Here is a 13,604-nt window from a genome sequence, read left to right on the forward strand (position 1 = left end):
TCGGTATTTTTGGTTCTCGTGTGTGGGCGGGCTAAAGGTGCCAACCTCAGCTGATCTTAATAGCGAGTTTATCTTCGCAGTGCTCGGCTCTAACACAGTTACGTCCCGCTTGCTTTGCCGCATACATGGCCTGATCGGCTCGCTCTACCAAGCTAGAGCGCGTATCACCGCAGCGCCAACTGCTCACCCCTATGCTTAACGTTACAGGGCCCACGTCACCAAAGTCGGCGGACAACACGGCTTGGCGAATGCGCTCGGCTAAGCTTTTACCGTGCTCTAAATGGCAGTGCTGGGCCATAACAATAAACTCCTCGCCGCCCCACCGACCTAAACAGTCGCTGTCACGCAGCGAGCGCGTGATCACTTGAGCTAAATTAATCAACACTCGGTCACCGGCTTCATGGCCATGTTGATCGTTAATCCGTTTGAAGAAATCCACATCCAGCAATAATAAACTTAAAGGTTGCACCGAGTCTGCGGCATGCTGGATGCCCTCGTTTAATGCTTGCTCAATACGATAACGATTCCAGACTCGAGTGAGCGCATCCGTGGTGGCGATATGTTCGAGCTGACGATTAGCATGGGTTAAATTGCCATTAAGATCGCTTATCGACTTAACCAAAATCGACATCGTAATATTCTCGCCGATATCGATGGCCGCTCGTTGTTCTCGTGCTAGCCAAGTCTCGCTTTGATCTTGTATCTGCTGCTGCCAAATCTCAAAGGAACGCTTGGGGGATAATATTCGCTTTCCATGGGCCATAGACGATTCAGCTTCTAAGCGCCCTGCCCATTGATAGTTAATCAATCGTTCAGGGCGAAACAGCAGTAACCAACCGCGCTCGCCGCACATGGGTAGCGCCAGCGGCACGGCCAATAAACCGCAACAGTCGGCCAAATCAGTGTGCGCATCCAATTTAAGATCAACGGCTAATGGATGACTGGCGAGCTGTTGGCTAACCCAAGCACCGCTATGGTGGTGATTGCCATTTAACCAGCTAGCTATCGCTAACAACACGTAGTTGTTAGGTACTCCCCCTTTACTGAAGGCTTGCTGGTTGTACACCAAGGCCACGCCGCAGGCACTAAACAAACTAAGCCAAGCATGGCTTTGCTGTTCTAGCAGGGTCAAGGGATCGTAAAATTTGAGTTGATCTTTTACCAAGAGATCACGACAGTCATGCACCCGTTGTAAATAGGCAGTTTCGGCTTGGGCCTTAAGCAAAAATAACCGTTGAGTCCCCATTTGCACCAAGTTATAAATGGCATCTCGTATCAAGGGAGAGAGGGGTTTAGCGGCCAAACCATGGCAGGCCAATAACCCCCACAGGCCATGTTTGCCTTTAATCGCCATTGATAAAGCAGCTTGTACCCCCATGTTTTGCATATAACTCACATGCTGGGGTGACACGGCTCTCAGCATACCCAATGACATGTCCAGCACAACGTGCTCGGGGCGGCTGCTTATTATGGTAACTGCCGGCGCTTGAACATCGGGTATGCTGCGAATTGGATTAACTAAATACAAGGCGCGCACTTGGGCTGGTATATCCGTGGCCGGAAAAGAATGGCCTAAGTAAGGATCCGCCTGTGGCGTACGACTTTCGGCACTCACGCAACCGTGCCAATCGGCATCAAACCGATACACCATCACGCGGTCATAACCGGCAATAGTGCGCACCGCTTCGGTGAGTAATTGCAATAATTGAGCCTGGGTTTCGGCTTGTGCCAACCGTCCTAACCAATGGTTAACGCTGGGCAGTAGCCGCTGCTCTTCTCTGCAATAGATAGCTTCAATTTCGACCACATAGCCGTTCGCTTGTGGGTAGCCATTCACGTTAAACCGGCAGCGCTTGTCGTTAATAATGCGGTTTATGGTCAAGCTGAAAAGCGTTTGCTCTTGGCTATCATGGTGCTGTAGCAGTTTTTTAATGCATTTATCACCCAGCAACTGGGCGCCATTACGGCTTAATGCCTGTGCAACAGTGACGCCTAATACCTGTTCTATATTGGCACTCACTTGCAAAACGTGGCGTAACTTTTCATCTAAATAAATTAAGCCACCATTGGCCTGAATCGCGCCTGGCGTATGTACAGGCTCGCTTGCACACTGGGCTGCAAGTGCCACTAAATCGGGAGTTAGGTTAGAAGGCACAAGGGTAATTCCAACAAAAAGAGAAGATCGACTTATTAACCGCCAATATCAGTACTACTGGGGGTATTTAAACTCATTAAAAATAACTGAAAAGCCTGTTGTGCAGCCCGCGCCGCCATAGACCATTGCTGCTCAGGGCAATGTTGCTCAGCAAAGAGCTAAAATTGCACCCAGCTATCGCTCAGCGGGCTTTGACCCTCTATGGTGCCACTTTCTGATCCTGAGAATTCTGATCCTGTGAAAAATTCACTCGGGACTTGCCCGGCTACTTGCTCACCTAAACGACGCTGAACATTTCGGGCGATCACTCGGCTACCCAACTTAGCGCCCTCTAATACATACAAAGCCCCGATCAGCTGACCTAAGGTACGAATATTCAGCGTACTGGTCTGAAAAGTACGGGGATGAAGTGGGCAGTCTAGGTTAGTCTCGGGCAAGGCCACATTTAACGCGCCTAAATCTCGCACTAAGGCTGGGCTTCGCAACACCAAAGGATAGGCCAATTGTAACGTATCAAGGCCTGCTTGTACCGCGGCCTCTAGCGCGACTTGCCCGCCATAAAGCCCAGTTAAAGCGGACTGATAATCGCTCAACTGCAATGCCGAGTGCATAAGTGGGGATAACCGCGGATGTTGGTCTAGTTGCTGGTGCTCGCTGCGCGTGGCTTGCTTAAGATAGGCGCCAAGCGCCGCACTGTTTTTCATAATAATACCCGCATCTATAATGCGTTATTATCAAGACAAGCACTCAGCGGTGCAACCGTTAGTTAGCCAGCCATTAGTCAGGAAGTCAAAAAACTGACGACTGAGTGATAACTGTCGATAGTAGAAAGTTATGCACTCAGCCGGCAGTAAACTGATCAGATATTATGAATGCTTAAAGCGCACCACTAGCTCATGTAGGTCGTCAGAGATAACCTTTAAGTGTGTGAGTGACGACGAGGCTTGGCTGGCGCTGTCGGCGCTGGAGTCGGCAAGACCGGAGATATTCACCACCTGACGATTGATCTCTTCCGCCACGTGAGCTTGTTCCTCGACGGCCGCAGCCATTTGGGTCGACATATTCGCAATCTGGCTCACAGACTCGGCAATGCCGGCCAGCATGACGGAGCTTTCTACAACGCGTGCCACGCCAGCATCGGCATTAGCCGCGCCTTGATGCACCACTTTCACCGCATCATCGGCACGCACCGTCAGTTCTTTAATGATCTGGTAAATCTCTTGGGTAGATGCTTGGGTACGCTGGGCCAAATTACGGACTTCATCTGCCACTACCGCAAATCCCCGACCTTGCTCGCCGGCACGCGCCGCTTCAATGGCGGCATTTAATGCCAGCAAATTGGTTTGGTCGGCAATTTGCTCAATAATTTGTGCCGCACGATTAATGTGATCGGTTTGCTCGGCTACGGCCGACACAGACACCCCAATATCAGTCACCGTATTACGTAAGGTCTCAATGGACAGCTTAGTCACCTCGGCAATGGCCGAGCCTTTGATCACCAGCTCATGAGCGGTATCCGCCGCCACAGACGTGTCGCTCACATGGCGCGACACTTCATGAATGGTGCTGCTCATTTGATTCATGGCGGTGGCCACTTGCGCGGTTTCTGACTGCTGACACTCAATTTCGGAGCGCGTATTTTCGGTTAAGCTTAAGCCGGTTTCGGTTTCTTTAGCCACATTGCTGGCGGCATTCTCGATACGACTGATCACGGTGCCTAAATGGGCAATCTCACTTAAGATCGACACTTTTAGTTTACCCACGCCGCCTTTGTCATTGGTGTAACTTTGCACCGCCAATTCATGAGAAAATGCCTTGCTTAATAAACCATTGAGCGAAGTAAGATCCGCCGCGCGAGCACGACTGACCCAGCCGGCGTAAACCACCGCACTCAACGCCAACACAAGGTGCGCCAGCGTATTATTGCCTGACTGCCATAAACCACCCCAGACCAATAGCGCCAGCACTAAAAACAGCTGGTAAGGTGCGACATGGCGCAAAAAATTTAGCACAGAGCCGAAGCTACTCTTGGAGCCTTGACTGGTGCCTTGTTTTTGGAGTTGAGCATAGAGGCGTTGGCTACGTACCACGTCTGCGCGTTTAGGTGCCGAGCGGACCGACTCATAGCCGATAATTTCGCCGTTGTGGGTCATGGGCGTCACATAAGCGTCGACCCAGTAAAAACCGCCATCTTTACAGCGGTTTTTAACCACGCCCATCCAAGGCTTGCCCGCTTTAACGTGCGACCACATCACCGCAAAAGCGGCAGCGGGCATATCGGGGTGGCGTACAATATTGTGCGGTTGGCCCAGCAGCTCCTCGCGAGAAAACCCGCTCATCTCCACGAAAGCATCGTTACATTCGGTAATATTGCCTTGTTTGTCGGTGACTGTGATCAACTTTTGTTCGCCAACAAAAGATTTCTCTCTGTCAGTAACGGGGTGATTATTTCTCATTGAGGGTGCCTTACATAACAGAGGGTATACGCATATTTTATGATACATGCCCAAAACCGTCTCGGTATTGGGACTACTTTTGGTATTTTTGCAGCCTGACGCTTGTTTTTAGGTCGTTTACTTTACGGCCGTATTACAGTAGTTTCACGGCAGTTTTCCACCGTTTTACTACTGTTTGTGTCATGAGCGGCGCTCGCTTTAACCTTCCCTGTTAAGCATTCAGCGACCACGAATGCCCGCTAAAAAAGCAGAAAGAGACTATAAGCAAAACAGCTGACATTCAATGTTTTTATAAGATTTTCATCTTGATACCAGTACTTATTTAGTGTGCGCAACAGTATGATTACAAACAAGCAGCAGAGTTTATTATCATTTGCTTAATTAATAACCTTCAAGGCCTCACATGAACCTGATTTTTTCTCTCACCAATTCCATGGTGCGCTGGCTCAAGGTGTCGCTGCCCCGTCTGCCAAGCCCTAATGGCAAACGCATTGGCACCCAAACACTCCATACCGACACCCTTCAAGTGGCGTGGCAATGTCATGTGCTCACCCATGGCCCTCAGTACGATCCCTACTTTACTGTGATCGCCATGGAGGCACATAGCCGTTATGTGATCTTACTGCCCTTTAGCGTGGCGCCTACTCAGGCAGAGTTTGAGCAGGTATTGTTGGCGCGCTGGGGCAATGAAGCACTGCACTTGGCGGTGGCCAGCGGTGCCATTAATGATGATGAAGTGCCTTATATGGTTGAAGCCTTTACTCATCACCCTTGTCAGTCGCAATGGGTCAGTAATACCGACCTCAGCATTCAGGGGCACATCTCGGATGCGGCCAGCTGGTTGATCAATACCCTCGAGCAAGAAGGCTTGGATTTTTTAGACGATAACCAAAGCTATGCGCTCGGTATGCACATCAATCAGTTAAACAAGAAAATTGGTGGTAGAAGTAGCCCCTCATTTCTCCCTGTGGTGCGCTTGATGGAAGATACCTTGTATCGCTTTGGCGATGGTTTATCTGAGCGTGAGTATCCCAATACTAAAATGGGAAATTTTCCCTGCCCCTATCCAGCGCCACCTCAGGCGGATAACGTTATCCAGCTGGCGGATTATCGACGCTATATAAGGAAGTAGCTGAAGGACAGCCGGAGGCCTTCAGCTTTAAGCTCATTGTTGGGCATAAATAACGGCGCCACGCAGTGGATCCGGCGTTAGGCTCATATCAATCGACCCACTGTTATCGATTTAAGTGTCATCAAATGCTTAAATTACGGGCAATCAACCAAGCCTTAGTACATTAATTACACTTTTTCATGCTTATTGCGCACACAGCTGTCGACCCCTTAGCTGGCTGCAGTATACTGGCGGTAATTTACCAATAGTGATGAGTTTTTGAGTGCACCCACTGAGTCCCGTAGAACTAAATCCGGTCTTCACCCTGCCCGAAATCAGTACCCTAAGCCAGATGCCTACCAAGGCATTCTATAAGCTACAAGACAGAGCAGACTCCGCCTTCGCCACCCTCTCCGCCCTAAAAGCGGTGAATCCCATTTTATTATTGAATGGTTTTGCCGGTGTGGATTACGAAGAGCTGGTACACGACTTGGTCGCTAAGCATGCCAACCATGCCAATTTATTTGATCTCTGCTATGCGGAAAACTTAACGCATCCGCAAAAGCCTATCTGGTTGCGCCTCAAAGCCGGCAGCGGCTTAGTGTTTTGTGAGCTGGTGGGCCAGTTATTAGAATTGTCGTCCCGTCATCTGGATGCAGAACATGTAGTGGCACGTATCTTAAAGAAACAAGATAACGATCCTAAAATTGCCAATTACCTCTCATTATTATCGCAACATGTAGCCGCCGGCGAAGGCTTTAGCCATCCGGTACTGATCAACCTCATGGTGCACCGACACGACGACAGTATGCCGATCGTGCATGCTCGCCAGTTTACGCCCGAGCAATTGTTTGGTGCCGTGCACTTTCAAACCGAGCAAGGCTCCATCTTCAGTCATCATCATCTGCTGGAGCCTGGGCTTATTCATCAAGCCAATGGCGGCTATTTGATCGTGCCTATTGAAGAGCTGCTCGATCAGCCTAATCTGTGGTTTCGTTTAAAAAACGCGTTGGTCACTCGCCAAATTGAGTGGAGCCGTCCTGCCGAAATGGCCGCTTTTTACTTTCAGCCAGAAGCGCCACCCTTGGACATTCATCTGATCTTGGTCGGCGATCGCATGGCGGTAGCCGAGCTGTATATGATGGATCGCGACTTAGATACACTGGCTTTTCTGCGCGCCGACATCTTGCCGGAATGGGACGCCAAAGCAGACTTGCCGACTTATTTAGGCTTCTTGGCACACTTGCAGGCTAAGCATCAGCTGCTGGACTTAGATGCGAGTGCCATTTTGCGTTTGTGCCGTTACAGTAGCCGCTTAACCGATCATCAGCAGCAGCTGAGTTTGGTGGAAGCGCAGTTGGTGGCCATGATGCAACTGAGTGACGTGATTGCTCGGCGCGAGCAAAGCACCATTATCACAGATGCCCACGTGGTCGCCGCTCAGCAAGAGCAAGACTATCGCTTAAGCTACTTGATTGACCAGTCAGAATTAGGCGTACGCGATGGCCAGTATCTGCTGCAGACTCAAGGCAAAGAAGTGGGTCAAATCAATGGGCTGTCGGTGCTGCAAATTGTCGGACACCCTTATGACTTTGGTGAGCCGGTGCGCTTAACTGCCACCATGCACTTAGGCGATGGCGATATCGCAGACATTGAACGCAAAGCCGAGCTCGCCGGCCATATTCACGCCAAAGCCATGATGATTATTCACGGCTACTTATCGAATTTATTTGGCGCCGAGCACCCTTCTCCGTTGTCGGCGACCTTGGTGTTTGAGCAGTCTTATCATGAGATAGACGGCGACAGTGCCTCACTCGCCGGTTTGTGTGCGCTGTTATCTGCCATGGCGAAAGAGCCCATTTATCAACACTTTGCTATAACGGGTGCCGTGGATCAGTTTGGTAATGTACAGCCTGTGGGTGGCGTGAACGAAAAGATTGAAGGCTTTTATCGGCTGTGTAAAATTCAGGGCATCACCGGCCAGCAAGGGATTATTTTTCCTGCCAGTAACCGCCTACAATTGAATTTATCCGATGAAGTGACTGCTGCCGTCAGTGCTGGGCTGTTTCATATTTATCCAGTGGCGCGTGTGGAGCAAGCCATTGAGCTGCTCACCGGCAGCGTGGCGGGTGATGTGGAGCAACCCGATACCTTGTTTGGCCGTATTCGTGACCGACTCGATGAGCTGAATGGTCATGGACTGGAGCGCGGATTTTTACGGCGCTTATTTCGACTTTAGTTTCGAATTTAGTTCCATATTTAGAGTGATCGGACTTGTCTAGCGTACAAGTGTTCGCTAAAGTGGCCGCAATAAAAAGTGGCGGCCATAAAAATGCCGCTCATGAACGAGACACAAATTTATTATCTAGGCCTGTGCCTGAACTTACTGGAATACTGTGACTATGTCTGAAGAACAAATTTCGCAAAAAGATCTGGGTAAACACAGCTTTACTCGTGAAGAATTACTGGCTTGTAGCCAAGGTGAATTATTTGGCCCTGGCAATAGCCAGCTGCCTGCGCCTAACATGCTGATGATGGATCGCATCATGCAGATCAGTGATGATGGCGGCGAACACGGCAAAGGCGAGATCATCGCCGAGTTAGATATTAATCCAGACCTGTGGTTTTTTGGTTGCCACTTCCCCGGTGACCCAGTCATGCCCGGTTGCTTAGGCTTAGACGCCATGTGGCAGTTAGTTGGCTTCTTCTTAGGTTGGAAAGGCGGCCCGGGTAAAGGTCGTGCGCTCGGTGTAGGCGAAGTGAAATTTACCGGTCAAATCTTGCCGACCGCGAAAAAAGTAACTTACAAGATCACCTTGAAGCGTGTGATTTGGCGCAAGCTGATCATGGGCATCGCAGATGGTACCGTATCTGTTGATGGCCGCGTGATCTACGAAGCCAAAGACCTGAAAGTAGGTTTGTTTACCGATACGTCTAAGTTCTAATCTCCGAGTGAAGAGTGAAGAGGCAAAGCTTGTTTTTTCTCTTTACCCTACTCCCTTCACTCTTCACCAGAGCTCGGTATAAGTAACAGCCAAAGGGCCCCGTTATTTGCGGGGCTTTTTTATGGGTTCTTGTTGTGTAGTCTGTACCTAAAGCGCAGGACGACAAACTCAGCCAAAAAAAACGCCTCATGTTTACCATGAGGCGGTTTTGATTTGGTAAGCAGCCTGACCTAGCTTATTAATAAGTCAGGCTGGCGCAACACTATAAAAATTTACGCGTTGGCTTCGGCTTCTAACTCTTCCCAGCGGGCGAAGGCGATTTCAAATTCGCGCTCAAGATCCGCCAATTGCTGTAACGCTTTCTGGGTGACGTCTTCGCTCTTAGCGAAAAAGTCTGGCGCGTTAACGGTCGCTTGTAAGGTTTCGATTTTTTTCTCGAGTTGCTCAAGCTTAGCCGGCAGGCCGTCCAGCTCTTGCTGAATTTTGTACGGCAATTTTTTAGCTTTAGCTTTGCTGTCAGCTTTAGCGGCTGGCTTAGCTTCTGGTTTGTCCTTGGCTTTTTCTGCCACTGGCTTACGATAAGACAGCTGATGCTGCATATCTTGATAACCGCCTACAAACTCGCTGACCTTGCCCTGCCCTTCAAATAACCAGCAATGGGTCGCCGTGTTATCGATAAAGTCACGGTCGTGGCTCACCAGTAATAAAGTGCCTTTATAATCAGCCAGTAACTCTTCTAGCAATTCGAGAGTTTCTACGTCCAAGTCGTTGGTCGGCTCATCGAGTACTAAAAGATTGCTGGGCTTTAAGAATAAACGCGCCAACAATAAGCGGTTTTTCTCACCGCCAGACAAGGCTTTAACTGGCGTGCGTGCGCGCTTTGGCTCAAACAAGAAGTCTTGTAAGTAGCCCAATACGTGGCGGCTGCGGCCATTGACTTCAACTTCTTGCTTACCTTCGGCCAAGTTGTCCATTACCGTGCGCTCAGGATCAAGCTGCTCGCGATATTGGTCAAAGTAGGCCACTTCTAACTTGGTGCCGCACTTTAAGATGCCTGAGTCTGCTTCCAGTTTGCCGAGCAGTAATTTGATCATGGTACTCTTACCACAACCGTTCGGGCCGACCAGTGCAATCTTGTCACCGCGCTGAATAAGGGTGGAGAAATTGTCGAGCAAGAGGTTGTCTTCGTAGGCGAAAGTTAAATTCTCGGCCTCAAACACTATCTTGCCTGAGCGACGCACATCATCCAGCGTCACGTTAACTTTGCCGACCGTTTCACGACGCTCGCTGCGCTCAACGCGCAATTCTTTAAGTGCACGCACACGACCTTCGTTACGGGTACGACGGGCCTTAACACCTTGGCGGATCCAGGCTTCTTCTTGGGCTAAGCGCTTATCGAACAAGGCATTTTGATCCGCTTCTACACGCAGCGCTTCTTCTTTGCTGACCAAATAGTCATCATAATTGCCCGGCCAGCTAGATAACTTACCACGGTCCAAATCCACGATGCGGGTAGCCATCTTACGGATAAAGGCACGGTCGTGACTCACAAATACGATGGCGCCTTTGAAATCCAACAAGAAGGTTTCGAGCCAAGCGATGGCATCGATATCTAAGTGGTTGGTCGGCTCATCGAGTAATAAAATTTCTGGATCGTTAGTCAGCGCGCGGGCCAAGGCCACTTTACGTAACCAACCACCGGATAAATCGTTTAAGCGCGTATCGCCATTCAGTTCTAGCAAGGTCAGACTTTGATTGATTTTAGTATCAAAGCCCCAGCCATCAGAGGCGTCAATTTGCTCTTGCAGACGCATCAGCTCGTTCATGGCTTTATCTGAAAAATCGTGGCCCACCACTTCTAACTGATGATGATATTTTTTTAGTATCTCACCGGTTTCAGCAAGGCCACCGGCCACATAATCAAACACGGTTTGATCGTCATCCACTTGCGGCGGATCTTGCTCGAGGCGGGCAATGTTGATGCCTTGTAATAACTGACGGCGACCGTCATCTAATTGCAATTCGCCGGCGATCACTTTCATCAGTGTCGACTTACCGGCGCCGTTACGGCCAACGATACACACGCGCTCGCCAGCTAAAATATTAAATTCGACGCCATCCAATAACGGCGCATCACCAAACGCTAACTGTGCGTTTTGTAGGGTCAATAAACTCATTAAATCTCTCGATTAAAGGCAATAATGTCGGCGGCCGTAAACGGCCAATCCAGCTCGCGGCCGCTGCTATGCTTGAGTACGGGAATACGCACTCCATAGTCAGCCAACCAACGTTCGTCGTTGATAATATCTTCCAATACCGTGACATTGCTTAAATTTGTTTGCACAAGCAAGTCCCAGGCTTGTTCACACAGATGGCAACCATCCGTGGAAAATAGCGTTAAATTCATGTTATCAGTCATTTTTTCGCAAACAATTATGCCCAGCGGATTTCCCAGCAGTTATGGATATGCGGATTACGGGCAAAGTCTTTCGGCAAGCTATGTTTGCTCACATCGGTGGCGGTTAAACCCAATACCGCCAAACCTGCTAAGTCCATCTTAAATTGACGCTTATTGTTAGAAAAGACAACCAAGCCCTCAGGGCGCAGATGCTTACTTAACAAGCCCAGCAACTCCAGATGATCACGCTGAATATCGAAGTTATCTTCCATGCGCTTGGAGTTAGAGAAGGTCGGTGGATCGACAAATATTAAGTCGTAGCTCTCGCCCGGCTCACGCAACCAGCTTAAACAATCGGCCTGAATAAACTCATGCTCACGACCATTTAAGCCATTCAGCGCCATATTACGCTCGGCCCAACCTAAATAGGTATTGGACATGTCGACCGTGGTGGTGGACTTAGCACCACCCAAGCCTGCATGTACGGTGGCGCTGCCGGTGTAGGCAAACAAGTTTAAGAAATCTTTGCCCTTGGCCAGTGTACCAATGCGCTTGCGGGTCGGTCTGTGATCCAAGAACAAGCCGGTATCTAAGTAGTCATATAAGTTCACCAGCAATTTGGCGTTATGCTCTTGTACTTCTAACCACTGGTCTCGTCTGTCTAACTTTTCATATTGCTCACGCCCGACTTGGCGGGCGCGTACCTTCATGATCAACTTATTAGCCGTGACGCCCGTGACCGCCATGGTGGCTTGCACTAAGTCGTAGAAACGACCGCGCGCCTTGTATTCCGGAATGGTTTTCGGGGCGGCGTATTCTTGGATGACGATGTAATCTTGATAACGGTCGATGGCCGCATTGTATTCTGGTAAGTCAGCGTCATAAAGGCGGTAGCAGTCGATGCTCTCAGACTTGGCCCACTTTTCTAGCAACTTGATATTTTTAGCCAGACGATTAGCAAAGTCTACAGCTAACGGACGCGCGGTTTTGGCATCGGCGGCAATCTGATAATTACGCAGCTCACAGGCCAAGGCGCCGTTAAACAACTTATAGATTTTATCATGACGCAGGCGCAAACAGCTCAGCAACTCAGGGGAGCTGGAAATTAAGCTGACATGCCAGCCTTTAAATTGCTCGCGCAACTTATCGCCCAGTAACTGATGCAAACCTAATAGAGAAGGAAATTCGCTTAAGCGCTCACCGTAGGGCGGGTTAGAAATAACCCAACCAGTCTGCTCGTCAGTTTGTTGAAGATCAAAATGCTGTGGGTCGGCTAATGGATTCACTAAATTCTCCACGCTGGCGAGTCGCACATCGACCAAGTTCGCCACGCCGGCGGCCACGGCGTTGTCGTGAGCGAAGCCCACTACTCGCTTGTCTTGGTCAAAACCAATCAATTGCACCTGCGTATTTTTTAAGCCGCGGGTCGCGCGCACCGTGGCCTCGGCGCTGATCTCTTGCCAGGCGTTTCGGTCGTGGCCGCTCCACGCCATAAAGCCAAAGCGTACCCGCAATAAACCCGGCGCATGATCGGCGGCCATCAGGGCCGCTTCTATAAGTAAGGTGCCCGAGCCACACATGGGGTCGACCAGTGGTGAAACCTTGTCCCAACCGCTGCGCAGCAAAATCGCCACCGCTAAGTTTTCTTTTAACGGCGCCTCGCCTGCCTGCTGGCGGTAACCACGCTGATGCAGGGCGGGGCCTGACAAGTCCAAAGTAATGCTCAGCTCATTATTACGCTTAAGGTGAGCCAAAATTTTAATATCAGGCGCGCGCTTATCGACGTTGGGGCGTTCACCGTGACGCTTGGTTAGGCGATCTACGATGGCGTCTTTAATTTTCAAGCCACCGTATTGGGTATTGGTGATGGCTTCATTGGTGCCCGAAAAGTCTACTGCGAAGGTTTGCCCTGGTTGAATATGATCCTCCCACGCCACGTTTGCCGCACCCAAATACAAGTCCATGTCGGTACGCATGGTGAACTCGGTCAGTTGCAACATAATGCGCGACGCTAAGCGCGACCACATGCAGGCGCGGTACGCGGTAGCCAAGTCACCCTTAAAGCCGATACCGGCCACAGTTTCCTGTAGGTGAGTAGCACCTAACTGAGTAAGTTCATCAAGAAGTAACGATTCCAAGCCTTTAGGGCAGGTAGCAAAAAACGGCAGTAGCATAGTCAGGCTTATCCAAACAAAAGAGGCGAGCATTATACCTCAGAATGGGGCACTACTGTAAAAATTGCCGCGTATCGTACGCATATGAAGCGACTTGCCGTTATATTAGGCAAATAGAATAAAGTTCTGTGCTAGCGCTTGCATTCAGTGAGACAGATCACTAGTATGCACAGCCTGAGGACGCGGGATGGAGCAGCCTGGTAGCTCGTCGGGCTCATAACCCGAAGGTCGTCGGTTCGAATCCGGCTCCCGCAACCAACTCAGTGTAAGAGTATTAAGTACGGTAATGCGTTTAAGTATCGGACGCGGGATGGAGCAGTCTGGTAGCTCGTCGGGCTCATAACCCGAAGGTCGTCGGTTCGAAT

General features: G+C 49.9%; 9 protein-coding genes and 1 tRNA gene. 4 read left to right on the forward strand and 6 right to left on the reverse strand.

Annotated features, from left to right (window positions below):
* Positions 1-46: 46 nt before the first annotated feature.
* The 3 genes from ACEN2G_RS12010 to ACEN2G_RS12020 all read right to left on the reverse strand — a co-directional run bounded on the left by ACEN2G_RS12010 (position 47) and on the right by ACEN2G_RS12020 (position 4,611).
* Entirely contained in the window at positions 47-2,155 is a 2,109-nt protein-coding gene (locus tag ACEN2G_RS12010; RefSeq protein WP_442021831.1) for a diguanylate cyclase domain-containing protein, read from the reverse strand.
* Between the two features lie 158 nt (positions 2,156-2,313).
* Positions 2,314-2,859: a biliverdin-producing heme oxygenase gene (locus ACEN2G_RS12015; RefSeq protein WP_442021833.1), complete on the reverse strand. Its 546-nt coding sequence runs from the start codon at positions 2,857-2,859 to the stop codon at positions 2,314-2,316.
* Positions 2,860-3,021: 162 nt separating this feature from the next.
* On the reverse strand, positions 3,022-4,611 hold the full coding sequence (locus ACEN2G_RS12020) for a methyl-accepting chemotaxis protein (protein WP_442021835.1): 1,590 nt from the start codon (positions 4,609-4,611) through the stop codon (positions 3,022-3,024).
* 403 nt (positions 4,612-5,014) lie between these two features.
* Here ACEN2G_RS12020 and ACEN2G_RS12025 point away from each other — a divergent pair, with 403 nt between their 5' ends.
* The 3 genes from ACEN2G_RS12025 (at position 5,015) to fabA (ending at position 8,667) form a co-directional block, all read left to right on the forward strand.
* Positions 5,015-5,743 (forward strand): hypothetical protein, encoded by a 729-nt coding sequence (locus ACEN2G_RS12025; RefSeq protein ID WP_442021837.1) that lies wholly within the window; start codon positions 5,015-5,017, stop codon positions 5,741-5,743.
* Between the two features lie 331 nt (positions 5,744-6,074).
* Positions 6,075-7,961 (forward strand): Lon protease family protein, encoded by a 1,887-nt coding sequence (locus tag ACEN2G_RS12030; RefSeq protein ID WP_442021849.1) that lies wholly within the window; start codon positions 6,075-6,077, stop codon positions 7,959-7,961.
* A gap of 163 nt (positions 7,962-8,124) precedes the next feature.
* Positions 8,125-8,667, forward strand: a complete 543-nt coding sequence (gene fabA, locus ACEN2G_RS12035) for a 3-hydroxyacyl-[acyl-carrier-protein] dehydratase FabA (protein WP_442021839.1) — start codon at positions 8,125-8,127, stop codon at positions 8,665-8,667.
* Positions 8,668-8,939: 272 nt separating this feature from the next.
* Here the strand turns inward: fabA and uup are convergent, their stop codons facing one another.
* Genes uup through rlmKL form a run of 3 tightly spaced genes read right to left on the reverse strand, consistent with a single transcriptional unit; the run spans position 8,940 to position 13,272 of the window.
* Positions 8,940-10,844: an ATP-binding cassette ATPase Uup gene (gene uup, locus ACEN2G_RS12040; RefSeq protein WP_442021841.1), complete on the reverse strand. Its 1,905-nt coding sequence runs from the start codon at positions 10,842-10,844 to the stop codon at positions 8,940-8,942.
* Positions 10,844-11,074: a glutaredoxin family protein gene (locus ACEN2G_RS12045; RefSeq protein WP_442021843.1), complete on the reverse strand. Its 231-nt coding sequence runs from the start codon at positions 11,072-11,074 to the stop codon at positions 10,844-10,846. Before ACEN2G_RS12045 ends, uup begins: the two co-directional genes overlap by 1 nt.
* A gap of 26 nt (positions 11,075-11,100) precedes the next feature.
* Entirely contained in the window at positions 11,101-13,272 is a 2,172-nt protein-coding gene (gene rlmKL, locus ACEN2G_RS12050; RefSeq protein ID WP_442021845.1) for a bifunctional 23S rRNA (guanine(2069)-N(7))-methyltransferase RlmK/23S rRNA (guanine(2445)-N(2))-methyltransferase RlmL, read from the reverse strand.
* A gap of 148 nt (positions 13,273-13,420) precedes the next feature.
* Between rlmKL and ACEN2G_RS12055 the strand changes: the two genes are divergently transcribed.
* Positions 13,421-13,497: transfer RNA gene (locus ACEN2G_RS12055), tRNA-Met, on the forward strand.
* Positions 13,498-13,604 lie beyond the last annotated feature (107 nt).

Origin of the sequence: Oceanisphaera sp. W20_SRM_FM3 (assembly GCF_052119705.1) — a bacterium.
GTDB lineage: Bacteria > Pseudomonadota > Gammaproteobacteria > Enterobacterales > Aeromonadaceae > Oceanimonas.

What these genes read in the sequence shown, in the direction of transcription:
- ACEN2G_RS12015 (WP_442021833.1), bottom strand. Translation starts at nt 2,859, where the DNA reads ATGAAAAACAGTGCGGCGCTTGGCGCCTATCTTAAGCAAGCCACGCGC.
- ACEN2G_RS12020 (WP_442021835.1), bottom strand. Translation starts at nt 4,611, where the DNA reads ATGAGAAATAATCACCCCGTTACTGACAGAGAGAAATCTTTTGTTGGC.
- ACEN2G_RS12025 (WP_442021837.1), top strand. Translation starts at nt 5,015, where the DNA reads ATGAACCTGATTTTTTCTCTCACCAATTCCATGGTGCGCTGGCTCAAG.
- ACEN2G_RS12030 (WP_442021849.1), top strand. Translation starts at nt 6,075, where the DNA reads ATGCCTACCAAGGCATTCTATAAGCTACAAGACAGAGCAGACTCCGCC.
- fabA (WP_442021839.1), top strand. Translation starts at nt 8,125, where the DNA reads ATGTCTGAAGAACAAATTTCGCAAAAAGATCTGGGTAAACACAGCTTT.
- uup (WP_442021841.1), bottom strand. Translation starts at nt 10,844, where the DNA reads ATGAGTTTATTGACCCTACAAAACGCACAGTTAGCGTTTGGTGATGCG.
- ACEN2G_RS12045 (WP_442021843.1), bottom strand. Translation starts at nt 11,074, where the DNA reads ATGAATTTAACGCTATTTTCCACGGATGGTTGCCATCTGTGTGAACAA.
- rlmKL (WP_442021845.1), bottom strand. Translation starts at nt 13,272, where the DNA reads ATGCTCGCCTCTTTTGTTTGGATAAGCCTGACTATGCTACTGCCGTTT.